The 24,471-nt window shown below is 70.7% G+C and carries 27 protein-coding genes; 13 read left to right on the top strand and 14 right to left on the bottom strand.

Annotated elements, in window-relative coordinates; genetic code table 11:
- Window positions 1-23: 23 nt before the first annotated feature.
- The 3 genes from AC1DB1_RS03745 to AC1DB1_RS03735 all read right to left on the bottom strand — a co-directional run bounded on the left by AC1DB1_RS03745 (window position 24) and on the right by AC1DB1_RS03735 (window position 3,769).
- Window positions 24-1,412, bottom strand: a complete 1,389-nt coding sequence (locus AC1DB1_RS03745) for a glycine--tRNA ligase (protein ID WP_271176660.1) — start codon at window positions 1,410-1,412, stop codon at window positions 24-26.
- A gap of 403 nt (window positions 1,413-1,815) precedes the next feature.
- A complete protein-coding gene (locus AC1DB1_RS03740) occupies window positions 1,816-2,427 on the bottom strand; it encodes a GNAT family N-acetyltransferase (protein WP_477199831.1) in 612 nt (203 codons plus the stop codon).
- Window positions 2,428-2,467: 40 nt separating this feature from the next.
- Window positions 2,468-3,769: a glutamyl-tRNA reductase gene (locus AC1DB1_RS03735; protein WP_271176662.1), complete on the bottom strand. Its 1,302-nt coding sequence runs from the start codon at window positions 3,767-3,769 to the stop codon at window positions 2,468-2,470.
- Between the two features lie 98 nt (window positions 3,770-3,867).
- Here AC1DB1_RS03735 and hemE point away from each other — a divergent pair, with 98 nt between their 5' ends.
- From hemE to hemL, 11 genes are all read left to right on the top strand, one after another.
- Entirely contained in the window at window positions 3,868-5,034 is a 1,167-nt protein-coding gene (hemE, locus tag AC1DB1_RS03730) for a uroporphyrinogen decarboxylase (RefSeq protein ID WP_477199830.1), read from the top strand.
- Window positions 5,035-5,054: 20 nt separating this feature from the next.
- A complete protein-coding gene (gene hemG, locus AC1DB1_RS03725; RefSeq protein WP_477199829.1) occupies window positions 5,055-6,674 on the top strand; it encodes a protoporphyrinogen oxidase in 1,620 nt (539 codons plus the stop codon).
- A 15-nt stretch (window positions 6,675-6,689) separates the two neighbouring features.
- Window positions 6,690-7,055 carry a hypothetical protein gene (locus AC1DB1_RS03720; protein ID WP_477199828.1) on the top strand — a complete coding sequence of 122 codons (366 nt, stop codon included), beginning with the start codon at window positions 6,690-6,692 and terminating at the stop codon, window positions 7,053-7,055.
- A gap of 31 nt (window positions 7,056-7,086) precedes the next feature.
- Entirely contained in the window at window positions 7,087-7,512 is a 426-nt protein-coding gene (locus AC1DB1_RS03715) for a phage holin family protein (protein WP_271176666.1), read from the top strand.
- The gene (locus AC1DB1_RS03710) at window positions 7,502-7,717 is read left to right on the top strand and encodes a hypothetical protein (RefSeq protein ID WP_271176667.1); all 216 of its coding nucleotides are present in this window, start codon (window positions 7,502-7,504) and stop codon (window positions 7,715-7,717) included. Before AC1DB1_RS03715 ends, AC1DB1_RS03710 begins: the two co-directional genes overlap by 11 nt.
- Before the next feature lie 53 nt (window positions 7,718-7,770).
- On the top strand, window positions 7,771-8,493 hold the full coding sequence (hemQ, locus tag AC1DB1_RS03705; RefSeq protein ID WP_477199827.1) for a hydrogen peroxide-dependent heme synthase: 723 nt from the start codon (window positions 7,771-7,773) through the stop codon (window positions 8,491-8,493).
- Entirely contained in the window at window positions 8,490-9,677 is a 1,188-nt protein-coding gene (locus tag AC1DB1_RS03700) for a ferrochelatase (RefSeq protein ID WP_477199826.1), read from the top strand. Before hemQ ends, AC1DB1_RS03700 begins: the two co-directional genes overlap by 4 nt.
- Complete coding sequence (gene hemC / locus AC1DB1_RS03695; protein ID WP_477199825.1) at window positions 9,674-10,675, top strand: hydroxymethylbilane synthase; 1,002 nt, start codon at window positions 9,674-9,676, stop codon at window positions 10,673-10,675. Before AC1DB1_RS03700 ends, hemC begins: the two co-directional genes overlap by 4 nt.
- Entirely contained in the window at window positions 10,672-11,493 is an 822-nt protein-coding gene (locus tag AC1DB1_RS03690) for a uroporphyrinogen-III synthase (RefSeq protein ID WP_477199824.1), read from the top strand. Before hemC ends, AC1DB1_RS03690 begins: the two co-directional genes overlap by 4 nt.
- 196 nt (window positions 11,494-11,689) lie before the next feature.
- Window positions 11,690-12,664: a porphobilinogen synthase gene (gene hemB / locus AC1DB1_RS03685; protein WP_271177129.1), complete on the top strand. Its 975-nt coding sequence runs from the start codon at window positions 11,690-11,692 to the stop codon at window positions 12,662-12,664.
- Window positions 12,661-13,998, top strand: coding sequence for a glutamate-1-semialdehyde 2,1-aminomutase (gene hemL, locus AC1DB1_RS03680; protein ID WP_477199823.1), 1,338 nt, complete (start codon window positions 12,661-12,663; stop codon window positions 13,996-13,998). Before hemB ends, hemL begins: the two co-directional genes overlap by 4 nt.
- A 100-nt stretch (window positions 13,999-14,098) precedes the next feature.
- Here the strand turns inward: hemL and AC1DB1_RS03675 are convergent, their stop codons facing one another.
- The 8 genes from AC1DB1_RS03675 to AC1DB1_RS03640 all read right to left on the bottom strand — a co-directional run bounded on the left by AC1DB1_RS03675 (window position 14,099) and on the right by AC1DB1_RS03640 (window position 20,738).
- Complete coding sequence (locus tag AC1DB1_RS03675; protein WP_477199822.1) at window positions 14,099-14,914, bottom strand: alpha/beta fold hydrolase; 816 nt, start codon at window positions 14,912-14,914, stop codon at window positions 14,099-14,101.
- A 31-nt stretch (window positions 14,915-14,945) separates the two neighbouring features.
- The gene (locus AC1DB1_RS03670; protein ID WP_477199821.1) at window positions 14,946-15,443 is read right to left on the bottom strand and encodes an SRPBCC domain-containing protein; all 498 of its coding nucleotides are present in this window, start codon (window positions 15,441-15,443) and stop codon (window positions 14,946-14,948) included.
- A complete protein-coding gene (locus AC1DB1_RS03665) occupies window positions 15,440-15,865 on the bottom strand; it encodes an ArsR/SmtB family transcription factor (protein ID WP_477199820.1) in 426 nt (141 codons plus the stop codon). The genes AC1DB1_RS03670 and AC1DB1_RS03665 overlap by 4 nt, the downstream gene beginning before the upstream one ends.
- 149 nt (window positions 15,866-16,014) lie before the next feature.
- Window positions 16,015-16,251, bottom strand: a complete 237-nt coding sequence (locus AC1DB1_RS03660; protein ID WP_271176676.1) for a hypothetical protein — start codon at window positions 16,249-16,251, stop codon at window positions 16,015-16,017.
- A 2-nt stretch (window positions 16,252-16,253) separates the two neighbouring features.
- Window positions 16,254-17,495 (bottom strand): sugar ABC transporter permease, encoded by a 1,242-nt coding sequence (locus tag AC1DB1_RS03655; RefSeq protein ID WP_477199819.1) that lies wholly within the window; start codon window positions 17,493-17,495, stop codon window positions 16,254-16,256.
- A complete protein-coding gene (locus AC1DB1_RS03650) occupies window positions 17,492-18,334 on the bottom strand; it encodes an ATP-binding cassette domain-containing protein (protein WP_271177131.1) in 843 nt (280 codons plus the stop codon). Before AC1DB1_RS03650 ends, AC1DB1_RS03655 begins: the two co-directional genes overlap by 4 nt.
- Before the next feature lie 19 nt (window positions 18,335-18,353).
- The gene (locus tag AC1DB1_RS03645) at window positions 18,354-19,460 is read right to left on the bottom strand and encodes an ABC transporter substrate-binding protein (RefSeq protein WP_477199818.1); all 1,107 of its coding nucleotides are present in this window, start codon (window positions 19,458-19,460) and stop codon (window positions 18,354-18,356) included.
- 96 nt (window positions 19,461-19,556) lie between these two features.
- Window positions 19,557-20,738: an ROK family transcriptional regulator gene (locus AC1DB1_RS03640; RefSeq protein ID WP_477199817.1), complete on the bottom strand. Its 1,182-nt coding sequence runs from the start codon at window positions 20,736-20,738 to the stop codon at window positions 19,557-19,559.
- 122 nt (window positions 20,739-20,860) lie between these two features.
- On the opposite strand from AC1DB1_RS03640, the gene AC1DB1_RS03635 reads away from it, so the two are divergent.
- On the top strand, window positions 20,861-21,247 hold the full coding sequence (locus AC1DB1_RS03635) for a hypothetical protein (protein ID WP_271176679.1): 387 nt from the start codon (window positions 20,861-20,863) through the stop codon (window positions 21,245-21,247).
- 28 nt (window positions 21,248-21,275) lie between these two features.
- On the opposite strand, the gene AC1DB1_RS03630 is transcribed toward AC1DB1_RS03635, so the two are convergent.
- Entirely contained in the window at window positions 21,276-21,656 is a 381-nt protein-coding gene (locus AC1DB1_RS03630; protein WP_271176680.1) for a DUF1304 domain-containing protein, read from the bottom strand.
- A gap of 37 nt (window positions 21,657-21,693) precedes the next feature.
- Between AC1DB1_RS03630 and AC1DB1_RS03625 the strand changes: the two genes are divergently transcribed.
- Window positions 21,694-22,929, top strand: a complete 1,236-nt coding sequence (locus AC1DB1_RS03625) for an FAD-dependent oxidoreductase (protein ID WP_477199816.1) — start codon at window positions 21,694-21,696, stop codon at window positions 22,927-22,929.
- 24 nt (window positions 22,930-22,953) lie between these two features.
- Here AC1DB1_RS03625 and AC1DB1_RS03620 read toward each other — a convergent pair whose 3' ends face one another.
- Both AC1DB1_RS03620 and acuI read right to left on the bottom strand, forming a co-directional pair.
- Complete coding sequence (locus tag AC1DB1_RS03620; RefSeq protein WP_271176682.1) at window positions 22,954-23,334, bottom strand: DUF1304 domain-containing protein; 381 nt, start codon at window positions 23,332-23,334, stop codon at window positions 22,954-22,956.
- A gap of 48 nt (window positions 23,335-23,382) precedes the next feature.
- On the bottom strand, window positions 23,383-24,405 hold the full coding sequence (acuI, locus tag AC1DB1_RS03615) for an acrylyl-CoA reductase (NADPH) (RefSeq protein WP_477199815.1): 1,023 nt from the start codon (window positions 24,403-24,405) through the stop codon (window positions 23,383-23,385).
- Window positions 24,406-24,471: the final 66 nt, after the last annotated feature.

Genomic DNA, 24,471 nt, shown 5'->3' with positions numbered 1-24,471 from the left:
GGGCTGTCGCGGGACGATACGCCCTAGAGCTCCTTCAGGCGGCCGGCGAGGTAGGCGTCGAGCTCGTCGACCGGGATGCGCTCCTGCTGCATCGTGTCGCGGTCGCGCACGGTGACGGCGTTGTCTTCGAGCGAGTCGAAGTCGACCGTCACGCAGAACGGCGTGCCGATCTCGTCCTGCCGGCGGTAGCGCCGGCCGATCGCGCCCGAGTCGTCGAAGTCGACGTTGCGCCGCTTGCGCAGGTTGTCGGCGAGCGAGCGGGCGAGCGGCGAGAGGCGCTCGTTGCGCGAGAGCGGGAGCACGGCGACCTTGACCGGCGCGAGGCGCGGGTCGAGGTGCAGCACGGTGCGCTTGTCGGTGCCGCCCTTGGCGTTCGGCACCTCTTCTTCGTCGTAGGCGTCGACCAGGAAGGCCATCAGCGCACGGGTGAGGCCGAACGACGGCTCGATCACGAACGGCACGAACCGCTCGTTCTTGTTCTGGTCGAAGAAGCTCAGGTCTTTGCCGGCGTGCTCGATGTGGGTCTTGAGGTCGTAGTCCGTGCGGTTGGCGACGCCCATGAGCTCGCCCCACTCGCTTCCGGTGAAGTTGAACTTGTACTCGATGTCGATGGTGCGCTTCGAGTAGTGCGCGAGCTTGTCCTTCGGGTGCTCGAAACGCCGGATGTTCTCCACGTTGATTCCGAGGTCGACGAACCAGTCCCAGCAGAGCTCGATCCACTTGTCGAACCACTCGTCGTCGGTGCCCGGCTCGACGAAGAACTCGATCTCCATCTGCTCGAACTCGCGGGTGCGGAAGATGAAGTTGCCCGGTGTGATCTCGTTGCGGAAGGCCTTGCCGATCTGGCCGATGCCGAACGGCGGCTTCTTGCGCGAGGTCTGCAGCACGTTGGCGAAGTTGGTGAAGATGCCCTGGGCGGTCTCCGGGCGCAGGTAGTGCAGGCCGGACTCGTCGTCGACGACGCCGAGGAAGGTCTTGAGCAGCCCCGAGAACTGGCGGATCTCCGTCCACTGGCCGACCTTGTCGGGGTGATCAGGGTCGGGGATGTCGGCGAGTCCGTTCACCGGCGGGTGGCCGTGCTCGGCCTCGTACGCCTCGAACAGGTGGTCGGCACGGTAGCGCTTGTGGGTGATGAGCGACTCGGTGAGGGGGTCGCTGAACACCTTGATGTGCCCGGATGCCTCCCAGACGGCCGTCGGCAGGATGACGGCCGAGTCCAGTCCGACCATGTCGCCGCGGCCGCGCACGAAGGTGTTCCACCACTCGCGCTTGATGTTCTCTTTCAGCTCGACGCCGAGGGGGCCGTAGTCCCAGGCCGACCGGGTTCCGCCGTAGATGTCACCGGAGGGGAAGACGAACCCGCGGTGCTGCGCCAGCGTGATTACCGAATCGAGTCTCGACTGTTCAGCCAATGGTGCTCCCAAAATGTCTTGTGCTCCGGGCAGACGGCCCGCCGAACCAATCCTACCGAGGTCGTCCAGGGCCCGCGTCCGCGGGCGTCGCCGCGTCGCCGCGTCGCCGCGCGCCGCGTCGCCGCGCTGGCTCGTCGTTTGCCACTAGATGCGGTCCCGCTGCCCCACCCAACGCATCGACTGGCAAATGGCGGCCGGCCACAGGTGCCGTTTCCACATCCGGATGCGGACCGGGTCGGGGCGCGTCCCTGCTCGTCGTTTGCCATTGGATGCGGTCCCGGTGCCCCACCCACCGCATCAACTGGCAAATGGCGGCCGGCCGCGGGCCGCGCCAGGAGGGCGCAGGGGAGGGAGACAGACACGCCGGCCGGCCGCGGGCAGCGCCGGGCGGTGCCGGGCGCGGTCAGCGCGCGCTGTACTCGCTGTCGAGCATCGCGTAGACCGCGGTGTCGCCCCACTCGCCCTTGAAGATCTCGTTCTGGCGCAGCAGCGCCTCCTGGCGCATCCCGAGCCGTTCGCAGAGCCGGGCCGAGGCCTCGTTCCGGGCGTCGAGCTGGGCGAACACGCGGTGGGCGCCGAGCGTGCCGAAGCAGACCGCCAGCACCGCCTCCGCCGCTTCGGTCGCGTAACCGCGCCCGTGCACGGCCGGGTGGAAGACCCAGCCGACCTCGACCTGTCCGTGCTCCGCGCTCTTCAGGAAGATGCTCATGTCGCCGATCACCCGGCCGTGGCCGCCCTCGGGATCGGGCAGCTCGACGGCGTAGATGAGCCCGTCGCCGTCTTCGGCGAGGTGGTTCATCGCGATGCGCTTCTTGAGGTGCTTGGCCGACTCCTCGTGGTCGTGCACCTCCCAGTAGAGGTAGCGCACGACGTCTTTGCGCTTCTGGTACTCGTGCACGTCGTCGAGGTCGCCCGTGTTCAGCGGCCGCAGCACGAGACGCTCGGTGCGCAGCTCTTCTGCGCCGTACGGCAGGCCGATGACGCCGTGGGGATCTTCGTCAGCTCCGTTGCTCACTGTTCCTCCTGGGTTCGTGGTCAGGATGCGGCGGTTGCGATCAGGATGCGGCGGACTCGTCGCCGACCGCGCGCAGGCGTGGAGCGGCGACATCGTCGACGTCGAGCCCGAACAGCGTGTTCGCGGCGTCGACGACGCTCTGCGCCCCGCCGGAGCGGGCGAGCTCCCTGGCGCGCACCGACGGGGTGTGCAGGAGCACGCCGGCGAGGTGACGAAGCGCGGCCTCCGTCTGCTCGCTCGAGTCGCCGCGGGCCCGTGCGCGCTCGATCTCGGCGTCGAGCACGTCGAATACGTGCGAGCGCAGCGCGATCAGCGCGGGCGTCACCGACTGCTCGGCGGACTGTGCGGCGAACTCGGCGGCGGCGGCGTCGACGATCAGCCGCGCATCCTGTGCCGCGTTGAGCTCTTCGAGCGGGGCGTGCCGGCTGATGGTCTCGAGGTCGAGCAGCTCGGCGCCGCGCAGCTGCGCGACGGCCGGGTCGACGTTGCGCGGCAGCCCGAGGTCGATCACCAGGCGCCGCTCGAGCGCTCCGGGGAGGCTCATCGCCTCGGTGAGCTGGGCCGCGGTGAGGATGGGGTCGGTGGCGGCGCTGCAGGTGACCACGAGGTCGCTGCCGGCGAGCGCGGCGACGAGGTCGGCCGCCTCGACGGGCACGATCTCGTGGGAGAGCGCGAACTTGGCCGCCCGGCCGGACGGGGAGAAGACCCGCACGTCGACGACCCCGCGGTCACGCAGCGCCGCGAGGCTCGCCCCGGCGTAGGCGCCCGTTCCCACCAGGAGCACGCGGGTGGCCGCCCAGTCGGTGACGCGGCTCTCGGCCAGGTCGAGTCCGAGGCGCACGAGCGACCGGCCGGCAGTGGTGATACCGGTGCGGTTCTTCACGCCGCGCGACGTGCGCGAGGCGCCCTGGAAGAGTCGTTCGAGGTCGTGGGTGACCGTGCCGGCCGTGCGGGCCGACTCCAGTGCGCGGCGCACCTGACCGGCGATCTCGCCTTCGCCGACCACGACGGACTCGAGCCCGCTCGACACCGAGAACAGGTGCTCGGCGACGCCTTGGTCGCAGATCACCGTGCTGGATGCGCGCAGCTCGTCGGCGTCGACACCGGATGCGGCGCTCACGGCCTCGATCACGGTCTCGGCCGAGACGGCGACGGCGGCGGTCAACGGCTCGTCGACGTCGAGGTAGGCCTCGAAGCGGTTGCAGGTCGCGAGGACCACGGATCCGCTGATGACTTCGCTGTGCTCGGCGAGCGCGGCCTTCACGGCCGGAGCGCGACGCTCGAGCCGTTCGAGAAGGTCGAAGTCCGCAGTGCGGTGGCTCGACGAGAAGCAAAGAAGCACCTCGAAAGCCTACGCTTGCATCCGCGGAACCTCGAATCGGATCGCACCTGCGACAAGCGCTCAGCTTTCATTCCCGGCACTTTGACAGAATCGTCCGTGTGAACACCCTCGCCCCCTCCCACCCGCTCAACACGCGCACCGCGTCGGCGCGCCTCATCCGCGCCTACCAGGGGGTGCGCCAGAACGTCACACCGGTCTGGTTCATGCGCCAGGCCGGACGGTCCCTGCCCGAGTACCGGGAGCTGCGCGTCGGCACCCGGATGCTCGACGCCTGCCTCGATCCGGCGCTGGCCAGCGAGATCACTCTGCAGCCGGTCCGCCGCCACGGCGTGGACGCCGGAATCTTCTTCAGCGACATCGTGATCCCGTTGCGGCTCGCCGGCGTCGACGTCGACATCGTCCCCGGCAAGGGGCCGGTGCTGTCCTCCCCGGTGCGCACGGCCGACGACGTCGCCCGGCTCACCGAGATCGACGCCGCCTCGCTCACCGAGGAGACGTTCGCTCCGATCATCGAGGCCGTGCAGCTGACGACCGCCGAGCTCGGCGACACCCCCTTGATCGGTTTCGCCGGAGCGCCCTTCACGCTCGCCGCCTACCTCGTCGAGGGCGGCCCCTCGAAAGACCACATCCGCGCCCGCACGATGATGCACGCCGACCCCGAGGCATGGGCGCAGCTCATGGCATGGACCGCGGATGTCACCGGCGCCTTCCTGCGCACGCAGGTGCTGGCGGGGGCCAGCGCCGCCCAGCTGTTCGACTCGTGGGCGGGTTCGCTCTCGCTGCACGACTACGCCGAGCACGTCGCGCCGGCGTCGATGCGCGCGCTCTCGCACGTGCGCGACCTGACGTACCAGGCGGCGGGGCAGGCCGCGGCCGGCGCGACCGGCGCCGGCCACGCGGCCGACAGCGAGACCGCCCGTGAGCCGGAGCCCGAGACCCGCAACGTTCCGATCGTGCACTTCGGCGTCGGCACCGGTGAGCTGCTCAAAGCCATGCACGAGGTCGGGGCGGACGTGGTCGGGGTCGACTACCGCATCCCGCTCGATGAGGCGAGCCGGCGCCTCGGCCATGTCGTCCCCCTGCAGGGCAACGTCGACCCAGCCATGCTGTCCGCGCCGTGGCCGGTGCTCGAGGCGCACGTGCGCGACGTGCTCGCGCGCGGCGTCGACGCCCCCGCCCACGTGCTCAACCTCGGACACGGCGTTCCGCCGGAGACGGACCCGGCGGTGCTGACCCGGCTCGTCGAGTTCGTGCACGCGCTGTGACGGGTTCGGACGCAGAACAGATGGACGCAGAGCAGATGGACGCAGAGAAGTCGGACGCAGAGCAGTCGGGCGCAGAGCAGACGCTCGCCGACGAGCTGCGCCAGGCCGTCGAGGCCCCGCCGACCCGCGTGATCGTGATCGGGGGCGGGATGGCCGGCCTGGTCGCCGCACGCGACTGCGCCCGGCCCGGCTTCTCCGTGACCCTGCTCGAGGCGGGGGATCGGGTCGGCGGCTCCGTCGCCTCCCTCGAGATCGACGGGCTGACCGTCGACGCCGGGGCCGAGAGCTACGCGACCCGAGGCGGTCACGTGCGCGAGCTGGTCGACGAACTCGGGCTCGGCCGCGGCGTCGTCACACCGAACCCGGCCGGCGCCTGGGTGCGGTTCGGGTCGCAGAGCGTGCCCCTGCCCAAGGCGGGGCTGCTGGGCATCCCGAGCTCGCCGCTCGCCAGCGATGTGGTGCGGGCGATCGGCTGGGCCGGCGCGTGGCGCGCGTACCTCGACCGTGTCATGCCCGTACTCAAGATCGGCACGGAGCGCAGCCTCGGCACGCTCGTGCGCAAGCGGATGGGCGCGAAGGTGCTCGAGCGTCTGGTCGCGCCGGTGGCGACCGGGGTGTACTCGGCGCGTCCGGACGACCTGGACATCGACGTGGTCGCTCCCGGCCTCAACTCCGCACTGACCCGGCTCGGCTCTCTGTCTGGTGCGGTCGGTGAGCTGCGGTCCAACGCCAAGGCGGGAGGTGCCGTTGAGGGCATCCGCGGTGGCATGTGGCGGCTGCCGGCCGCGCTCGCCGCCGACATCGCCGAGCGCGGAGGAGTCGTGCGCACCCAGGCCGCCGTGGCCGAACTGCTGCCCTTCGTGGCACCGGAGGAGACGGACGACGCGGTCGCCGATGGAGCAACTGAAAGCGTGCTCGACGGAGCGGCCGAGGGCGACGTCGCCGCCGCTCAGGCCGACGACGCCCGCTGGGTCGTGCGGCTGACCGACGGCGAGGAGCTCCTCGCCGATGCCGTCGTCGTCGCGGTGCCCGCCTCGGCGGCGCTCGACCTGCTCGGCGAAGCCGCCGCCGAGCTCACCACCTTGGGCGACCTCGACTGGCCGCCCGCCTCCAGCGTCGAGCTGACCACCCTGGTCATCACCGACGAACGTCTGGCCGCCGCCCCGCGCGGAACCGGCGTGCTCGTCTCCGACTCGGGGACACCGGATGTCGGGGCCAAGGCGACGACCCACTCCACGGCGAAGTGGTCGTGGCTCGCCCACGATGCGGGGCCGGGCCGTCAGGTCATCCGGCTGTCGTACGGGCGCGCCGGGATGCCGTCGGCGACGAGCGGGATGAGCGACGACGAGTTGCGTACAACGGCGATCGCCGACGCGTCCGCTCTCTACGGCATCCCCCTTGCGGAATCCGCCGTCGCCGGTTTCGCGCGCACCAGCTGGACCAACGCGCTGCCGTACGCGGCGCTGGGCGAGGGGGACCGCATCCGGCAGGTCCGCGACGCGGTCGCGGCGGTCGAAGGCCTCGAGGTGACGGGTTCGTGGCTCACGGGCACCGGCCTCGCCTCGGTCATCCCGGATGCCCGCGAGACGGCGACGCGCGTCAGGGGTCTACGCTGGAGGACACTGACCGAGAACCTTTGACGAACGGGGCCAGCAATGCGCGGAAAGCTTCTCTTTGTCGCCGGAGCAGCGGTGGGCTACGTGCTCGGTGCGCGTGCCGGCCGCAAGCGGTACGAACAGATCAAGTCGGCTGCCGCCAAGGTGTGGGAGTCGCCGGGAATCCAGAAGCAGGTCAACGCCGCAGAGGACTTCGTGGCCGCCAAGGTCGGTGAGGTTCCCGGCACCGTGTACGACACCGCCAAGAAGCTGATCGTGCAGGCTTCGGCTCGCCGCAAGGAGGCGAGCACCCCGGTGCCGTCCCCCGCGGCCAAGGCCGCCATCGACAACGCGGGCGGCTCCGCGAACGGCTCCGCGAGCGGCTCGGCCGGTGGCGCCGGCACCGCCGCCGGACAGGGCGCTTGAGCCGACCACGGCGAGGAGTACGGTGACGCGTATGACCGACAACGACCCGCGTTTCCACGGCGATGCCCGCTCGCGATCGCTGTTCACGCTCGTCTCCGAGCTCCCGCAGCAGCTGATCGCGCTGCTGAAGGCCGAGATCGCCCACCTCAAGGCGGAGTTCGCCGAGAAAGCGAAGCATGCCGGAGTCGGAATAGGCCTGTTCGTGGTGGCCGCCGTTCTGGGCTTCTTCGCCCTCGGCTCGCTGGTCGCCGCGGCCATCCTCGGGATCGCGGTGGCGCTGCCCGGCTGGCTCGCGGCCCTCATCGTGGTCGTCGCACTTCTACTGATCGCGGCGATCCTGGCGCTCATCGGCATCTCGTCGTTCAAGAAGATGAACGGCGTCGCACCGGAGAAGACGATCAACAGCATCAAAGAGGACTCCGAGGCGCTGAAGGGACTTGGCCGCTATGACAACTGAGCGCACCGACGTCGAACGGGCCCGTGCCCAGGTGGCCGACACCCTCAGCGCGATCGAATACAAGCTCAACGTTCCCAAGCGCACCGCCGAGCGGGTTCAGCGGCTGCGTCAGGAGAATCCGCTGGTGCTGGTCGGTGCGGCCGTCGCGGTCGCCGCAGCGATCGGCGGAGTCGTCTGGCTCGCCGTCCGCGCTGCGCAGCGGTGAGCATCCGGCCGCTGTTTTTGGCTCTCACAGGTTTGAGAGGGAGACTGTGAGGTATGAGTAACCCGGCTGCCGCTACGGCAGATTCGAGCGTCCCTGTCGAGAATCCGAGTGGTTTCACTTTGTGGGCCGTTCTGCGCCGCGATCCGGCGCGTCCCGACGATCTCGACGGCACCGACGTGCCCCGTGCGGTGCAGGAGCTCGAAGGCGTGATCGCCGACCTCGAGCTCCAGAACGTCACGACGCGCGGCCTGTACGACGTCTCCGGCCTGCGTGCCGACGCCGACGTCATGATCTGGCTGCACGGGCCCGAGGCCCACACCCTGCAGTGGGCGCTGCGCCAACTGCGCCGCACCCAGCTGCTCAAAGCCCTCCTCCCCACCTGGAACGCCATGGGTGTGCACCGGGATGCGGAGTTCAACAAGTCGCACGTCCCCGGCTTCCTGCGCGGCAAGGAGCCGAAAGAGTGGCTGACGGTCTACCCGTTCGTCCGCAGCTACGAGTGGTACCTGCTTCCCGACGAGGAGCGCGGCCGGATGCTCGCGGAGCACGGCCGCAAGGGCGCCGCGTTCCGCTCGGTGCTGGCCAACACCGTCGCCTCGTTCGCGCTCGGCGACTACGAGTGGATCCTTCCCCTCGAGTCCGACGAGCTCACGGACCTGGTCGACCTGATGCGCGATCTGCGCCAGACGGATGCCCGCCGCCACGTGCGCGAAGAGGTGCCGTTCTTCACCGGCCGCCGCATCGCACCCGCCGAGCTCGTGGAGGTGCTGCAGTGACCGACGTCACGGGCACCACGACCGGCCGGGTCCTCGGAGCAACGCCGGCAGCGGCGAACGGTCCCGAGCACGTCACCGAGCCGGTCGCCTACGACGCGATCCTCCTCGCCGGCTTCGGCGGGCCCGAGGGTCAGGACGACGTCATCCCGTTCCTGCGCAACGTGACGCGCGGGCGCGGCATCCCGGAGGAGCGCCTCGAGGAGGTCGCGCACCACTACCGTCACTTCGGCGGGGTCTCGCCGATCAACGATCAGAACCGCGAGCTCAAGGCGGCGCTGGAGGCCGAGCTGGCGTCCCGCGGCATCGATCTGCCCGTGCTGTGGGGCAACCGCAACTGGGACCCGTACCTGAAGGACGCCCTCACCGAGGCGAACGAGCGCGGGCTCACGAAGATCATCGCGATCGCCACGAGCGCCTACTCGTCGTATTCGTCGTGCCGTCAGTACCGCGAGGACTTCGCGATGGCGCTCGAGGACACCGGCCTCGAGGGCACCATCGAGATCGACAAGGTGCGTCAGTTCTTCGACCACCCCGGTTTCGTCGAGCCCTTCATCGAAGGCGTGCGGGATGCGCTGGCCGATGTGCAGGCGAAGGTGCCGGGCATCGACCCCGCGACCGAGATCGAGCTGCTGTTCACCACGCACTCGATCCCGTCGGCAGATGCCGCACGCTCCGGCCCGGCCGAGCGCGGTTTCGGTGAGGGCGGCGCGTACGCGGCGCAGCACCTCGCCGTGGCGGAGGTCGTGGCTCAGGCGGCGACCGACGGCGTGGTGAAGTGGCAGCTCGTCTACCAGTCGCGCAGCGGTCCCCCCTCGATGCCGTGGCTCGAACCCGACATCAACGACGCCATCGCCGAACTGCCCGCGAAGGGCGTCAAGGCCGTGATCATCGTGCCGCTCGGCTTCGTCAGCGACCACATGGAGGTTCTCTGGGACCTCGACAACGAGGCCATGGAGACGAGCGAGGAGCACGGTCTCGTCGCGGTCCGCGTGCCCACCCCGGGAACGCACCACGCGTACGTGAAGGGCCTCATCGACCTGGTGCTGGAGCGCCGTGACGGCGTTCCGGTCGACCAGCGCCCCGCCATGACGGAGCTCGGCCCCTGGTACGACGTGTGCCGGCCCGGCTGCTGCGAGAACGTGCGGCTCGGTTTCAAGCCGGCGGCTGCGGGGCTGGCGCCGTGACCGGTTCGGTGAGCCGGGCATCCGGACCGTCGGAGCCGCGCGACGGCGTGCTGCGCATCGGCACGCGGGGGAGCGCCCTCGCGGTCGCGCAGACCACCGCCGTCGCCGAACAGCTCGCCAAGGCCACCGGTAACGACGTCGAGCTCATCACCGTCACGACCCACGGGGACACCTCGCGCGAGTCGCTCTCCGAGCTCGGCGGCACCGGGGTCTTCGCCACGGCGCTCCGCGAGTCGCTGCTCGCCGGCGAATGCGACATCATCGTGCACTCCCTCAAAGACCTGCCGACCGGAGACGCTCCCGGTCTCGTCATCGGCGCGATCCCGAAGCGTGCGGACGCCAGGGACACCCTGTGCGCACGTGACGGGCTCACCGTCGAGACGCTGCCGGAGGGCGCCCGTGTCGGCACCGGCTCGCCGCGTCGGGTCGCCCAGCTGAAGTCGCGCCGCCCCGACCTCGAGGTGGTCGACATCCGCGGAAACGTCGACACCCGTCTCTCGCGCGTCGCCGACGGCGACCTCGACGCCGTGGTGCTCGCGGCCGCCGGTCTGGGACGGCTGGGCCGTTCCGACGCGGTGACGGAGTTCTTCCCCCTCTCCCAGGTGCCGACCGCGCCGGGCCAGGGGGCGCTCGCGCTCGAGGTGCGAGCGGGTGACGAGAAGGGGCACGGCGCGATCGCCAAGGCGGTCGCGGCCGTCGATCACGCCACCACTCGCGCCTGCGCCACCGCCGAGCGCATCGTCCTCGCCGGACTCGAAGCCGGATGCGCCGCTCCGATCGGCGCGACCGCCCTCGTCGACGACGGGTTGCTGTTCCTCACCGCGACCGTATACCGGCCCGACGGCACCGAGCAGCTCACCGCATCCCACGCCGCCACCCCCGATTCGATGAGCCGCGCCGACCTGGCCGCCGCTGCTCGCGATGTGGGAGAACGCGTCGTGGCCGAACTGCTCGGCGCGGGGGCCGCCGGCCTGGCACCGCTCGGGAGCGCGCGATGACCACGTCCACAGCATCCACCGGCAAGCCGCTGACCGGCTGGCGCGTCCTCGTGCCGCGCGGCGGTCCGTGGGGCGACTCGGTCGCCGCCGACCTGCGTTCCAAGGGAGCGTCGCCGATCGTCGCCGCGATGATCAACTTCGCGCCGACCGACGATGCCCCGGCCCTGGAGCGCGCGCTCGCGCGGCTGGCCGCCGGCGAGTTCGACTGGATGACCGTGACCAGCGCGACGACCGTCGATGTGCTGAGTGCGCAACGCGCGGTGGTGCCGTCGTCGACGCGCGTCGCCGCTGTCGGCGAGACCACGGCGGCCGCCCTGGCGGCCGCCGGCTACAAGGTCGACCTCGTCCCTTCGGAGGACAACTCGGCCAGGGGGCTCCTCGCCGAATGGGAGGCCGCGACGAACGGGGTCGTCCCGCTGCGCGTGCTCACGCTCCGGTCGGAGATCGCCAAGCCGCTGCTGACCGAGGGGCTCAAGCGCGTCGGCCACGAGGTCGAGTCGGTCGTCGCCTATCGCACGATCGGCGTCCCCGTGCCGGAGAACGTGGTGAACGACGTGGCGTCCGGCCTGGTGCAGGCGATCCTGGTCACCAGCGGGTCGGTGGCGGAGCAGGTGCAGCGCCAGCTCGGCCCGATCCCCGAGAGCACGCTGGTCGCCGCGATCGGACCGCAGACCGCGCGCGACGCCCGCGACTTCGGGCTGCGCGTCGACGTGGTCGCTGCCGAACGCACGGCGGCGTCGCTGATCGAGTCCGTGGTCGAGGCGGCGAACACGGCGTCCGAGCCCGACGAGACCGCCGACGCGGCCGACGCGGGCTAGCCGGCCGCCCGACCCGAATCGGCGCCGTGCAACTCCGGAACCCGCACCGCGCTCCGTCTCGATCTTCCGAAGTTATGGGCGACGCGCCGTGCCGCGCTCGCAGTCTTCCGGAGTTATGCGCCGCCCGTCCCCGCGTAGCTGGGAGCGCACGCAGGGTGCCCCGCCGCCACGCGCGTAGGCTTGCCGAGTGAGCGAAGTGACGCACCCCGTTGTCCGACCACGGCGGCTGCGGCAGTCCCCGGCAGTGCGCCGGCTGACCGCCGAGACCCGCCTCCATCCCGCAGAGCTGATCCTGCCGATGTTCGTGCGCGAAGGCACGCCGGAGGCGCTGCCCATCCAGTCGATGCCCGGCGTCGTGCAGCACAGCATCGACTCGCTCAAACGCGCCGTGGCCGAAGCGGCCGAGGCCGGCGTCGGCGGCGTGATGCTGTTCGGCGTCCCGGAGACACGGGACGCGGTCGGCTCCGCCGCGACCGATCCGGACGGCATCCTGAACGTCGCGACGCGTGCCGTCGCCGCCGAGGTCGGCGATGCGATCGTGCTGCAGACCGACCTGTGCCTCGACGAGTTCACCGACCACGGCCACTGCGGCGTGCTGGATGCGCGTGGGCACGTCGACAACGACGCCACCCTCATCCGGTACCGCGACATGGCGATCGCGCAGGCCGAGGCGGGCTCGCAGCTGCTCGGGCTGAGTGGCATGATGGACGGCCAGGTCGCCGCCGTGCGCGACGCGCTCGACGAGGCCGGCCACACCGACACGATCATCCTCGCCTACGCCGCCAAGTACGCGTCGGCGTTCTACGGGCCGTTCCGCGAGGCCGTCGACTCCCAGCTCAGCGGCGACCGCCGCGCCTACCAGCAGGACCCCGCCAATCGCCGCGAGGGCCTGCGCGAGGCGCGTCTCGACCTCGAGGAGGGCGCGGACGTGCTGATGGTGAAGCCGGCGCTCAGCTACCTCGATGTGCTCTCGGACGTCGCCGCGATCAGCGATGTTCCGGTCTGGGCCTACCAGGTGTCGGGGGAGTACGCGATGGTCGAGGCCGCAGCCGCGAACGGCTGGATCGACCGGCGCCGCATCATCGAGGAGACCCTCATCGGCGCCCGCCGGGCCGGAGCCGATGCCGTCATGACCTACTGGGCGACCGAGGTCGCGAGGTGGCTGCGATGAGCGACCAGGAGGCCCTGGCCGACGGTGCGGCCCTCTCCGACGTGAACCTCGTCCAGTTCGAGCGTGCTCAGCGGGTCATCCCGGGCGGCGTGAACTCGCCGGTGCGCGCGTTCCGCTCGGTCGGCGGCACCCCACGGTTCATGGTGTCGGCCCGCGGTCCGTACATCACGGATGCGCAGGGTCGCGAGTACGTCGACCTCGTCGCGTCGTGGGGTCCCGCGATCCTCGGGCACGCGCATCCGGCCGTCATCGCCGCCGTGCAGGAGGCTGCCGCGCGCGGCCTCTCGTTCGGTGCGTCGACGCCGGCGGAGACCGAGCTCGCGGAGGCCGTGCTGGCCCGCGTGCCGTTCATCGAGAAGCTGCGCCTCGTCTCCACGGGCACCGAGGCGACCATGACGGCGATCCGGCTCGCGCGCGGCTTCACCGGCCGGCCCCTGCTGATCAAGTTCGCCGGGCACTACCACGGGCACTCCGACAGCCTGCTCGCCGAGGCCGGATCCGGCCTGGCCACGCTCGCGCTCCCCGGCTCCGCCGGTGTGACCGAGGCGACGGCGGCCCAGACACTGGTGCTGCCCTACAACGACCTGGATGCCGTGCGAACGGCCTTCGAGGAGCACGGCCCCGACATCGCGGCCGTCATCACCGAGGCCGCCGCCGCCAACATGGGCGTGGTCGCACCCGACGAGGGATTCAACGCCGCGCTAACCGACCTCGCGCACGAGTTCGGTGCGCTCCTGATCCTCGACGAGGTGCTCACCGGGTTCCGCGTGAGCGAGGCCGGATTCTGGGGCCTCGACCGCGGCTACACGCCCGATCTGGTCACCTTCGGAAAGGTCATCGGTGGCGGGATGCCGCTGGCGGCTCTGGGCGGTCGCGCGGAGCTCATGGACTTCCTCGCGCCGACCGGCCCGGTGTATCAGGCGGGAACGCTGTCGGGCAACCCGGTCGCGGTCGCGGCGGGGCTGGCGACCCTCGCGAACGCGGACGAGGCGGTCTACGACCGGCTCGACGTCGTCGCCGACACGGTCTCGGCGGCGGTCTCGGCCGCCCTCTCGGCGGAGGGCGTCGCCCACCGGGTTCAGCGGGCGGGCAGCCTGTTCAGCTTCGTCTTCGGCGACTTCGCGTCGGCGCCCCGCACGTACGCGGAGGTGCAGCGGCAGGAGGCGTTCCGGTACCGGCCGTTCTTCCACGCGATGCTCGACGCGGGCGTCTCGCTGCCGCCGAGCGTCTTCGAGGCGTGGTTCGTCACCGCCGCCCACGACGACGCGGCGGTCGACCGCATCCTCGCAGCGTTGCCTGCCGCAGCCGCCGCCGCCGCCCGCGCCACCCCCTGACCGCCCCATTCCGTTGAGGGGCGGCAAACGCAGGAAAACACGCCGGCGGACGGTGCGTTAGCCACCCCTCAACGGCGAGCGAGCGGATGCGGTGCCCGGCTCAGCCGCGCCGGTCGGCGGCCGCAGCGCCCGCGTTCTCGAAGAAGGGGCGCAGGTGGAGGTCGATCGCCGCGGCGTCCACGTCGTGCGTCTGCCCCTCGACCACCGCGAACTGCGCGTCCAGGATGGCGTCGGCCAGCGCCTGCGCCCCGAAGCGCAGGAAGTCCGGGCTCGCGCCGCCCGCGAGCGTGAGCGTCGGCGTCCTGAGTGCGTGCACCAGAGCATCCGGAACGCTGCTGTCGCCCATCGCCGCATCGTCGTAGGCGAGGGTCGGCGCGATCCGGACCATGCCGGCCCACATCGGGGTGCCGCGCATTCCCGCGATGGCCTCCTCCGGCATCCCGACCCGGCGCACGAACAGCTCGACGGCGCCCTCCTGGTCGCCACGAGCCAGCGCTGCGGTGAGCTCGGCGGTGTACGCCGCGGCCCCGGCGCGTGCTGCCTCCGGCATCAGCGGCGGCTCGTACAGTGCGACGCCGGCGATGCGCTCGCGCCCCAGGGCGGCTGCCGCACGCAGCAGGAGCATCGCGCCCGACGAGATCCCCAGCCCGACCGCGGGTGAGCCGACGGCCGAGATCAGCGCGTCGATGTCCTCGATCTCGCGCCCGACGGCGAAGGGGGCGGTGTCCGTGCTCGCACCGCGTCCCCGCCGGTCGTAGAGCACGACCCTGAACCGGTCGGCGAGGCGATCGGCGATGGGACGCATCGGGCCGGCGTCGCGGAAGCACATCGCACCGTCGACCAGGATGACGACCGGGCCGGAGCCGACCGTCTCGTAGCCGATCGTGGTCCCGTCAGCGGAGGTGAGTGTGGTCATCGTTCGTCCTTTCGGAGTGTGGCTTGTGCGGTCAGCGCAGCGCGGCGCCGAGCCGGATGAGCAGGGCGTCGAGCTGGTCGAGGGCGCGCGAGAAGCCGTGCTCGACGCCGCCCTGGATCGCACGGTCGCGATCGAGCGGGGTCTGGTACCGGATGCGCGCGGTGAAGACGGTACCGTCGCCGTCGTTCTGCAGGGTGATCGTGACGTAGGCGCCCGGACGATCGTCCGTCACGGCGCCGGACGGGTCGGATGACCGTTCGACGTAGGTCACGCGCTCGGGCGGCACGATCTCGCGATAGACCGAGCGCGCCCACACCTCGCCGCCATGGCGTCCGCGCAGGCTGTAATGCCAGACGCCGCCCGGACGGAAGTCGACGCTGCACTGGTCGACCGGATAGTCCGGGGGACCCCACCACTGCTTGAGGTGCTCGGGCTCGGAGAGGGCGCGGAAGACGAGTTCGCGCGGGGCGGCGAAGCGCCGCGTGATGGTCAGTCCGTCGGGGTGGCGGGTCACGGTGGCCGCGCTCATCGCGTGGCTCCCGCATCCGCATCCGCGTCCGCAACCGCACCCGCGGAGCCGTCGTCGGCCACCGCATCCGGGCCGGTCAGGAGGGTGCCCAGATAGCCGTCGAGCCGGTCGAGGCTGCCCTCCCACAGGGAGGCGTAGTGCCGCATCCACTCGTTCAGTTGCTCAAAGGCCTCGGCCTCGAGCCGGCAGCGCCGCCACTGCGCGACGCGTTCGCGCGAGATGAGGCCGGCGCGCTCGAGCACGCTCAGGTGCTTCGAGACCGCAGGCACCCCGACGTCGAAACGGGCCGCGAGCTCGCCGACGGTCTTGGGCCCGTCGCGGAGGTCGGCGATGAGCGCCCGACGCGTCGGGTCCGCGAGCGCCGAGAACATCATCCCGACCCGCGCATCCGCATCATACTTTCCCGCAACGGAACTTTCCACACCAGGAAAGTACCTCGCGGTCGTTCATCCCGTCAAGCCCCGCTTCGTTGAGGGGCGGCAAACGCGCCTAAACACGCCGACGGAGCCTGCTTTTGCCACCCCTCAACGAGAAGCGAGAGGCGAACGCGAACGGAAGGGAGAAACCGGGCTCAGATGTCGGCGTCGGCCGCCGAACGCTGCACCGACTCCACGTACGAGTACGTCGCCTCGTTGGGCCACCCGTCCGCATCCACCAGCGCGTACACGTCGAACGTCAGCTGGTCGCCCCCGCCGGCCGCCCGGCGCAGTGTGCGCGGGGGAGCGTCCGAGGACGCGCGCACCGTGATCGTCTGCGGCTGCACATCCCGCCGCAGCAGCCGGGCCCGGAACGTCGTCGTGCGCGTCATCGTCACGCCTGCCCGTGCGACGCCCGCGAGCGCCGCGAGAGCGAGTCGATGATCACCGCGAGCAGCGTCACCACGCCCGTGATCATGTAGCGGTACGAGCTGTCGAGGTTGAGCAGGATCAGCCCGTTCGAGATCGACTGGATCACTAGGATGCCCACCAGCGCCGACCACGCCCGTCCACGTCCGCCGAAGAGGCTGGTGCCGCCGATGACCGCAGCGGCGATGGCGTTGAGGCTGGTGTCCGTGCCGCCGCTCGACAGCGACACCGACGCCAGCCGCCCGGCCGCGAGCACGCCGCCCAGCGCGGCGAAGCTCGAGCACAGCACGAACACGCTGATGTAGACCCGATCCACCCGGATGCCCGACCGCCGGGCAGCCTCGACGGAGCCGCCGACCGCGTACACCGAGCGGCCCCAGCGGGTGCGCCGCAGCAGGAAGTTCATCAACGCGACGAGGATCACGAAGAGCAGGAACATCGCCCCGACCCCGCGGTCCTTCGCGAGGTACCAGACCACGACGCAGAGCGCCACGAGCAGGAGCGCGGCCTTCAGCGTCGCCAGCGTCAGCGAGCCCTCCGGCAGGCCGGCGCGACGGCGGCGGACGATCGTGCGCCAATCGGTGAGGAACATCCCGAGCGCCGCGATCCCGGCAACGGTGTACGCCAGCCACGGCGGCAGGAACAGCTGCTGCGTGAAGAAGACCAGCGGGGAGTCGAACGGGATGTTGATCGTGCTGTTCTTGCCGAGCACCCAGAACTGCAGGCCGAGCACCGAGAGCAGTGCGGCCAGCGTGATCAGGAAGCTGGGCACCCCGAACGACGTGAAGAGCAGCCCGTAGATCAGGCCGAGCACGCTGCCGGCGAGGATCGCGGCGACGATCGAGACCGCGAGCGGCCAGCCCAGATTGACGAACGTGACGCCGACGATCACCCCCGAGAGGCCGCTGACGGCGCCGACCGAGAGGTCGATCTGGCCGATGAGCAGCACCAGCACGATCCCGATCGCGATGGTGCCGACGGCCGCGCACTGCACGGCGAGGTTCACCAGGTTCTGCGGCGACAGGAACGTCGGGTTGAGCAGCTGGAAGATCGCCCAGATCAGCACCAGGCCGACCACGACCGGCAGGCTGCCGAGGTCGCCGCCGCGCACGCGGTGGCCGAAGCCCGTGACCACGTCGCGGATCGTGTCGCCACGGGGGATCCGGTCGGTCGCCACCGGGGTGGGCGCGGTTCGGGTGCGGGTCACAGCGCACCCCCGTCGAGGCGGTCGGCGTCGTCGAGGCGCTCGGCGCGGTCGAGGCGGTCCGCGCGCCGGCTGACCACGTTGTCGGTGGCCCCGGTGATCGCCGAGATGATGTCTTCGTAGCTGACGTCGGGGATGCGGAAGTCGCCATTGTTCCGGCCGAGCCGCAGCACCGTGACGCGGTCGGCGACCGCCTGCACGTCGGCCATGTTGTGGCTGATCAGGATGACGCCGAGACCCTGCTCGCGCAGCCGCTCGATCAGGTTGAGCACCTCCGCCGTCTGGGCGACGCCGAGGGCCGCGGTCGGTTCGTCGAGGATGACCACGCTCGGCTCCCCGACGAGCGAGCGGGCGATCGCCACCGTCTGTCGCTGGCCGCCAGACAGCGTCGCCACGGCGACCCGCACCGACGGGATGCGCGCCGACAGCTGGCGGAGCAGGCTCCACGCCCGGCTCTCCATCTCCTCCTCGTCGAGCGTCCCGTGGCTGATCTCCCGGCCGAGGAACAGGTTGGCGACCACATCGAGGTTGTCGCACAGCGCGAGGTCCTGGAACACCGTCGCAATCCCGAGTTCCCGCGACGCGGCCGGGCTCGGGATGCTCACCTGTTCCCCGTCGAACCAGATCGTCCCGGCATCCTGCGGGTGCACACCGGCGAGGATCTTGATCAGCGTCGACTTGCCGGCGCCGTTGTCGCCGACGATCGCCACGACCTCGCCGGCGAACACCTCGAAGTCCACCTCGGTCAACGCCTGCACGGCCCCGAACCACTTCGAGATGCCGCGCATCGAGAGCACGGGTTCACGTGCGCTCGTCGCGTCTGCGAATGCGGGGGATTCCATCGTCACGGTGCTGTTCGTCCTATCCGATTCCGTGCTGGGCGCAGGCGGCCTTGTAGTCGCCCGCGCAGATCTTGGCGGCCGTCGCCGGCCCGTAGAACTTGTCCTTCACGACGGAGCTTTCCACATTGTCCGCGGTCACGGCAGTGACGCCGAGGAGGAACGAGGGGATCTCGGCCGTGCCGACACGAACCGTCGTGTCCGCCGGCGGATGCTCGGAGCGCGTGAGGGCGACAGCGAGCTGCGCCGCCTTCTCTGCTTCCGGCTGGATGGCCTTGTAGACCGTCATGTACTGGTCGCCGGCGAGGATGCGCTGCACGGCGGCGAGTTCCGCATCCTGTCCGATCACGGGCCGGAGCGGGGTGACGTCCGCCGCCTTGAGCGACGCGATCGCGGCGCCGGCGAGCACGTCGTTGGCGGCGTAGATCCCGTCGATGCGGTCGCCGAACTGGGTGATCTGCCCGGTGACCCAGTCCTGCGCCTTGGCCGGGTCCCAGGCCGGGGTGTCGTACTCCGCGAGCAGCCGGTAGCCGCTCTTGTCGATCACCGAGTGCGCGCCCTTCTTGAACAGCGCCGCGTTGTTGTCGGTGGGCGATCCGTTCAGCATCAGGATGCCGTGGTCGCCTTTCCCCGCGCCGTCGGCTGCGAGCTTGTCGATGAGCGCCTGCGCCTGCAGCCGGCCGACCTTCTCGTTGTCGAACGAGATGTAGTAGTCGAGGTGCTCGCTGTCGACCAGGCGGTCGTAGGAGATGACCGGGATGCCGTTGGCGCGGGCCTCGGCGGCGATCGAGGCGGCCGCCTGGGAGTCGAAGGGGTCGAGCACGAGCACGCTCACGCCCTGCGCGAGCATCGACTCCGCCTGCTGCTGCTGCTTGCCCGCGTCGCCGTCGGCGTTGGCGTAGAGCAGGTGGCATTTCGGGCAGAGCCGGGTGAGCTCGGCCGCGAAGTACGGCTTGTCGGCGCTTTCGTAGCGCGCGGTGACGGAGTCGGGCAGGAGCAGGCCGATCTTGGCCGTGCGGGGGTCGACGCTCGGCCGGGTGCCGGGGTTGACGGCATTGCTGCAGGCGGCGAGAGCGATCGCGACGACGAGGGCGGTCGCTGTCGCGAGGAGGGATCGCGCGATCTTCACGGGTGCCTCCGTTCGGGTCGTGGCAGGGTGCGGGTTGATGGGTCGGGCATGGTGCCGGGTGTCGTGTCGGGTGTTCGGAGCATGGGAGTCATGGCATCAGTACGGCATCAGGTCGCCGCCGATGTTGGCGCGGTCGGCGGCGTAGATGACGGCACCGAGGGTCGCGGCGCGATTGCCGAGCTGGCCCTCGACGATCTCGGGTGCGACATCGGCGCCCCCGATGATGGACCGTTCCACGGCGTGCCGCAACGGTCCGAGCAGCAGTTCTCCGGCGCGGGCGAGCTCGCCGTCGACGATGACGAGCTCCGGGTCGAACAGGTTGCACAGGTTCGCCGTCGCCTCGCCGACGTGGCGTCCCGCATCGCCGATGGCCCGGATGCACCGGGCGTCGCCCGCCTTCGCCTGCGCCACCACGTCGCCGAGTTTGAGGCTGCCGAGGTGGTCGCGCAGCTCGTCGAGGATGGCGGGGCCGCCGGCGATCGCCTCGAGGCAGCCGCGGTTGCCGCAGCGGCAGAGGGGACCGTTCTCGCGCACCACCATGTGCCCGAACTCGCCGGCGATGCCGTGCGAGCCGCGGTAGAGCTGGCCGTTGAGGGTCAGGCCCGCGCCGATGGTGTCGGCGATGTCGAGGGTGACGGTGTTCCGGATGCCGCGGCCGGCTCCGAGGCGGGACTCGGCGAGCGCCGTCAGGTTGGCGGAATTGTCCACGAAGACGGGCCGCTTCACGCGGCGCTCCAGCGACTCGGCGATCGGCACGCCGTCCCAGCCGCGCATCATCCCGAGGCGTGCGACGGTGTGCGTCGCCTGGTCGATCGGCGCCGGAACCGCGACGCCGACGGCAAGCACCTCGTCACGACGCGCGTCGACCGAGTCGAGCATGTCGGTGAGCAGCAGCGACACCTTGTCGAGTTCGTTGTCGGCGCGATGGTCTTTGGCGAGCGGCATGTGGTGCTCCGCCACGACCGTATGGGCGACGTCGGCGAGGGCGATGCGCATGTGCCGCGTCGATACGTGCACTCCGACCACCAGCCCGAGCGCGTGGGCGAGCGTCACGTGCTGCGCCCGCCGCCCGCTCCGGATGCTCTGCGACGTGTTGAGCACACCGGAGCTCGACAGCTCTTTGACGATGTTCGACACCGTCGCGGGGGAGAGCCCGGTCGCGCCGGCCAGCTCGATCTGGGTCAGGCCGCCGTGGCGTTTGATGGCGTTGACGATGCGTGCCCGGTTCGCCTCGCGCAGAGAGGTCTGCGATCCCGGTGTCCGACGCTGCGTTGCCACCAGATGAGCGTACAGCGCGCGGCCCGGCACTCACCCGGTGTGGGAATGCACGCGGGCAGACGGTTATCTCTTTGTGAACATTCGACGCGCACGACAGGGGTGGGAGTTGGCAGGATAGGGATATGGCCGACATGCATGTGCACTCCGATCGTCTGGAGATCCATCTCACGGCGGCCGAGAAGGTGCTCGCCCTGAAGCGGGACGACCTGCTGATCCCGCGGGAGAGCATCCGGTCGGTGGCCATCACGGAAGACCCGTGGATCTGGATCCGCGGCATCCGGGCCCCAGGCGCCGCCGTGCCGCTGACGCTCGCGATCGGGACCTGGAAGTTCCACGGCGGCAAGGACTTCCTGCTCATCAAGGGCAAGCAGCGCGCTGCTGTGGTGATCGACCTCGAGGGCGAGGAGTACTCGCGCGTGATCGTGTCGACCCAGCACGCCGCCAAGCTCATCGAGACCCTGCGCGTCGACGTGAACGACATCGGCGCCGCCGGCGAGGCCATCGACTAGAGCCGCCGGCCGCGAGCATCCTTCACGGTCAGCCGAGCGCGAGCAGCACGAGCCCCACGAGCGGCAGCACGCCCTGCAGCAGGGCGGCGCGGAGGTACCTGCGGCCGGTGGTGAGCAGCACGAGCGCCGCCAGCACCATGCAGGTCGCACAGAAGAACACCAGCCCGAAGCCGACGTCGCGCAGGGTGGTCCAGTAGAGCACGAGACCCACCGCCGTGCCTCCGGCGAGGAACAGGTTGTAGAAGCCCTGGTTGTATGCCATCGGCCGCACGATGTCGGCGTCGTCCTGCGACGCGACGCCGAATCGCCGCCAGACGGTCGGCGACGACCACATCACGCTCTCCATCGCGAAGAAGAACAGGTGCACCAGCGCGGCGGCCGCGATCAGAATGGATCCGATGATGGCCATGTGGTGAGCATACGCTGGGGTTCGGGAGGGACAGCGGATGGAAACGTCGTGTGTGATCGCCGGAGGTGGCCCGGCTGGAATGATGCTGGGACTCATCCTCGCCAGGGCGGGGCTGGATGTCGTGGTGCTCGAGAAGCACGCGGACTTCTTCCGCGACTTCCGCGGCGACACCATCCATCCGTCGACCATCACGCTGCTCGGGGAACTGGGGCTGCGTGAACGATTCCTCGCGCTGCCGCACAACAGCATCCGCACGCTGGATGCGGTGGTGAACGGCACACGCCTCCATCCGATCGACTTCGGCCGGCTCGGCCCGCCCGACGACTTCCTCGTGCTCGCGCCGCAGTGGGACTTCCTGAACTTCCTCGCGGCCGAGGCGGCGCAGTACCCCGGCTTCCACCTGCTGATGGAGACCGAGGCCACCGGCGTCATCGAGGAGGCGGGCATCATCCGCGGGGTGACGGTCGACGGTCCGGATGGCGCCCTGGAGGTGCGGGCGTCCCTGACGATCGCCGCCGACGGCCGCGACTCGACGGTGCGCCGGGCTGCGGGTCTGCGACCGCGCGCGTTCGGCGTCGCGATCGACGTGCTCTGGTTCCGAATCCCCAAGCCCGCGGTGGTGCCGCCGAGCACGCTCGCCTACGTCGACCGCGGCGGGATGATCGTCACGATCGATCGCGGCGACTACTACCAGACCGGGCTGATCATCCCGAAGGGCGGCTTCGACGAGCTCAAGGCGGCGGGGCTCGAGGAATTCCATCGGGTCCTGTCCGGGATCGCGCCGGTGCTGAAGCCGGTAGTCGGCAACATCGAGAGCTGGGACGACGTGAAGCTGCTCTCGGTGCAGATCGACCGGCTCGAGCGCTGGTACCGTTCCGGGCTCCTCGCCATCGGGGATGCGGCGCACGCGATGTCGCCGGCCTTCGGTGTCGGCGTCAACTACGCGATCCAGGATGCGGTGGCCGCGGCGAACGCGCTGGTCGCGCCCCTCAGAACGGGTGCGGTCGATCTGCGGGTGCTCGATGCCGTGCAGAAGCGCCGGTTGCCACCGGTGGCGCGGATGCAGGGGCTGCAATTGGCGGCGCACCGTCGGATCGCGCGGCCCGGCGGTGCGGCGATCCTGCCGGACCCGGCGCCGGAGCCGCTGCGGCTGGCGCTCGACGCCGCCATGCCATTGCTGCAACGGGTGTCGGCGCGCGTGATCGGCCGCGGCTTCCTCCCGGAGTCGCTCGCTCCCGAGCTCCGGGAGCCGGCGCGCGTGCCCGCCGTCTAGCGCCCGCCGGCGCGTGCTCGCCGTCTAGGAGAGCAGCATCAGCACGAAGCCGATCAGCGGCAGCGTGCCCTGGATGATCGCCGCGCGGATGAAGCCGCGACCGGTGGTGACGAGCACGATCGCCGCGGCGAACATGCTGGCCGTGGTGAAGAGGATGAGCGACAACCCGGCCGCGTGCATCCCGACCCCGTAGAGAATGAGGCCGACGATGGCCCCGATCGCGAGGAACAGGTTGTAGAAGCCCTGGTTGTACGCCATCGGACGCACCGTGTCGGCGACCTCCTGCGAGGCGATGTTGAACCGCTTCCACACGGCCGGCCGCGCCCAGCCGACGCTCTCCATGACGAAGATGGCGATGTGCAGGGCCGCGGCGAGGGTGACCACAACGGTCGCGAGGACGATCATGCTGTCAGCATAGGGCCGCCGGCGCCCACGGCTCCGGACCCCCGCACGTCACTCCCGCACGTTCACCACGGTGCGCCCGCGCAGCCGGCCGGCCAGGATGTCGTCGGCCGCCGGCACCGCCTCGGCCAGCGGGATGAACGTGGTCATCGCCGCGAGCGACTCCGGATCCAGGTCGGTCGCGAGCCGCCGCCAGGCCGTCTCGCGCAGCGCGAGCGGCGCATCAACCGAGTTGATCCCGGCGAGCGTGACACCGCGCAGGATGAAGGGCAGCACCGTCGCCGGGAGGTCGGAGCCCTGCGCGAGCCCGCACGCGGTGACCGTACCGCCGTATCTGGTCTGCGCGATCGCGTTGGCGAGCGTGTGGCTGCCGACCACGTCGACGACGCCCGACCAGCGCTGGCGCTGCATCGGCTTGCCCGGCTCCGTCAGCTCGGATCTGTCGATGATCTCGCTCGCGCCGAGGTCCGTCAGGTACGCCGACTCCTCCTCGACGCGGCCCGTCGATGCGGTAACCGGGTAACCCAGTTTCGCGAGGATCGCGACGGCGACCGATCCGACACCGCCGGCGGCTCCGGTGACGAGCACGCTGGATTCGTCGGCGCGCACCGTATCCGCATCGAGGCCGTGCCGTTCGAGCGCGAGCACCGAGAGCATGGCGGTGAATCCCGCGGTGCCGATGGCGGCGGCCTGTTCACTGGTGAAGATGTCGGGGACGCGCACGAGCGAGGCACCGCTGACCCGGGCGCGCTCGGCGAGGCCGCCGTGGTGGCTCTCCCCGATGCCGCTGCCGTTCAGCACGACGCGGTCGCCCGGGCGCCAGTTCGGGTCGTCGGACTCCTCCACCGTTCCCACGAGGTCGATGCCCGGGATGAGCGGCGAGGTGCGCGCGACCCCCGGCTTCCCCGCGACGGCCAGCCCGTCTTTGAAGTTGAGGTCGGAGAACTCGACGGCGATCGTGACATCTCCCGGCATCAGGAACGCATCAGTGATGCGTCTCACCTCCGCCGTGTGCGCCAGGATGCGCCCGGCATCCGTCTCCTGTTCGATCACGATCGCCCGGAAGTCCGTCATGGCTTTCACCCTACGCCGCGAGGTCGGCGGCTACGGGCGAGGCCGGCGGGAGCCGCATCCGGACGG

This window comes from Leifsonia sp. 10N434, assembly GCF_056394405.1.
This window is presented reverse-complemented; position numbering and strand designations above follow the sequence as displayed.

Coding starts and splice junctions, on each gene's coding strand:
- AC1DB1_RS03720 (WP_477199828.1), top strand. CDS start 6,690: ATGCGCGGAAAGCTTCTCTTTGTCGCCGGAGCAGCGGTGGGCTACGTG.
- AC1DB1_RS03715 (WP_271176666.1), top strand. CDS start 7,087: ATGACCGACAACGACCCGCGTTTCCACGGCGATGCCCGCTCGCGATCG.
- AC1DB1_RS03625 (WP_477199816.1), top strand. CDS start 21,694: ATGGAAACGTCGTGTGTGATCGCCGGAGGTGGCCCGGCTGGAATGATG.
- AC1DB1_RS03635 (WP_271176679.1), top strand. CDS start 20,861: ATGGCCGACATGCATGTGCACTCCGATCGTCTGGAGATCCATCTCACG.
- hemL (WP_477199823.1), top strand. CDS start 12,661: ATGAGCGACCAGGAGGCCCTGGCCGACGGTGCGGCCCTCTCCGACGTG.
- acuI (WP_477199815.1), bottom strand. CDS start 24,405: ATGACGGACTTCCGGGCGATCGTGATCGAACAGGAGACGGATGCCGGG.
- AC1DB1_RS03660 (WP_271176676.1), bottom strand. CDS start 16,251: ATGACGCGCACGACGACGTTCCGGGCCCGGCTGCTGCGGCGGGATGTG.
- AC1DB1_RS03675 (WP_477199822.1), bottom strand. CDS start 14,914: ATGACCACACTCACCTCCGCTGACGGGACCACGATCGGCTACGAGACG.
- hemG (WP_477199829.1), top strand. CDS start 5,055: ATGGACGCAGAGCAGATGGACGCAGAGAAGTCGGACGCAGAGCAGTCG.
- AC1DB1_RS03670 (WP_477199821.1), bottom strand. CDS start 15,443: ATGAGCGCGGCCACCGTGACCCGCCACCCCGACGGACTGACCATCACG.
- hemQ (WP_477199827.1), top strand. CDS start 7,771: ATGAGTAACCCGGCTGCCGCTACGGCAGATTCGAGCGTCCCTGTCGAG.
- AC1DB1_RS03630 (WP_271176680.1), bottom strand. CDS start 21,656: ATGGCCATCATCGGATCCATTCTGATCGCGGCCGCCGCGCTGGTGCAC.
- AC1DB1_RS03710 (WP_271176667.1), top strand. CDS start 7,502: ATGACAACTGAGCGCACCGACGTCGAACGGGCCCGTGCCCAGGTGGCC.
- AC1DB1_RS03690 (WP_477199824.1), top strand. CDS start 10,672: ATGACCACGTCCACAGCATCCACCGGCAAGCCGCTGACCGGCTGGCGC.
- AC1DB1_RS03650 (WP_271177131.1), bottom strand. CDS start 18,334: ATGGAATCCCCCGCATTCGCAGACGCGACGAGCGCACGTGAACCCGTG.
- AC1DB1_RS03620 (WP_271176682.1), bottom strand. CDS start 23,334: ATGATCGTCCTCGCGACCGTTGTGGTCACCCTCGCCGCGGCCCTGCAC.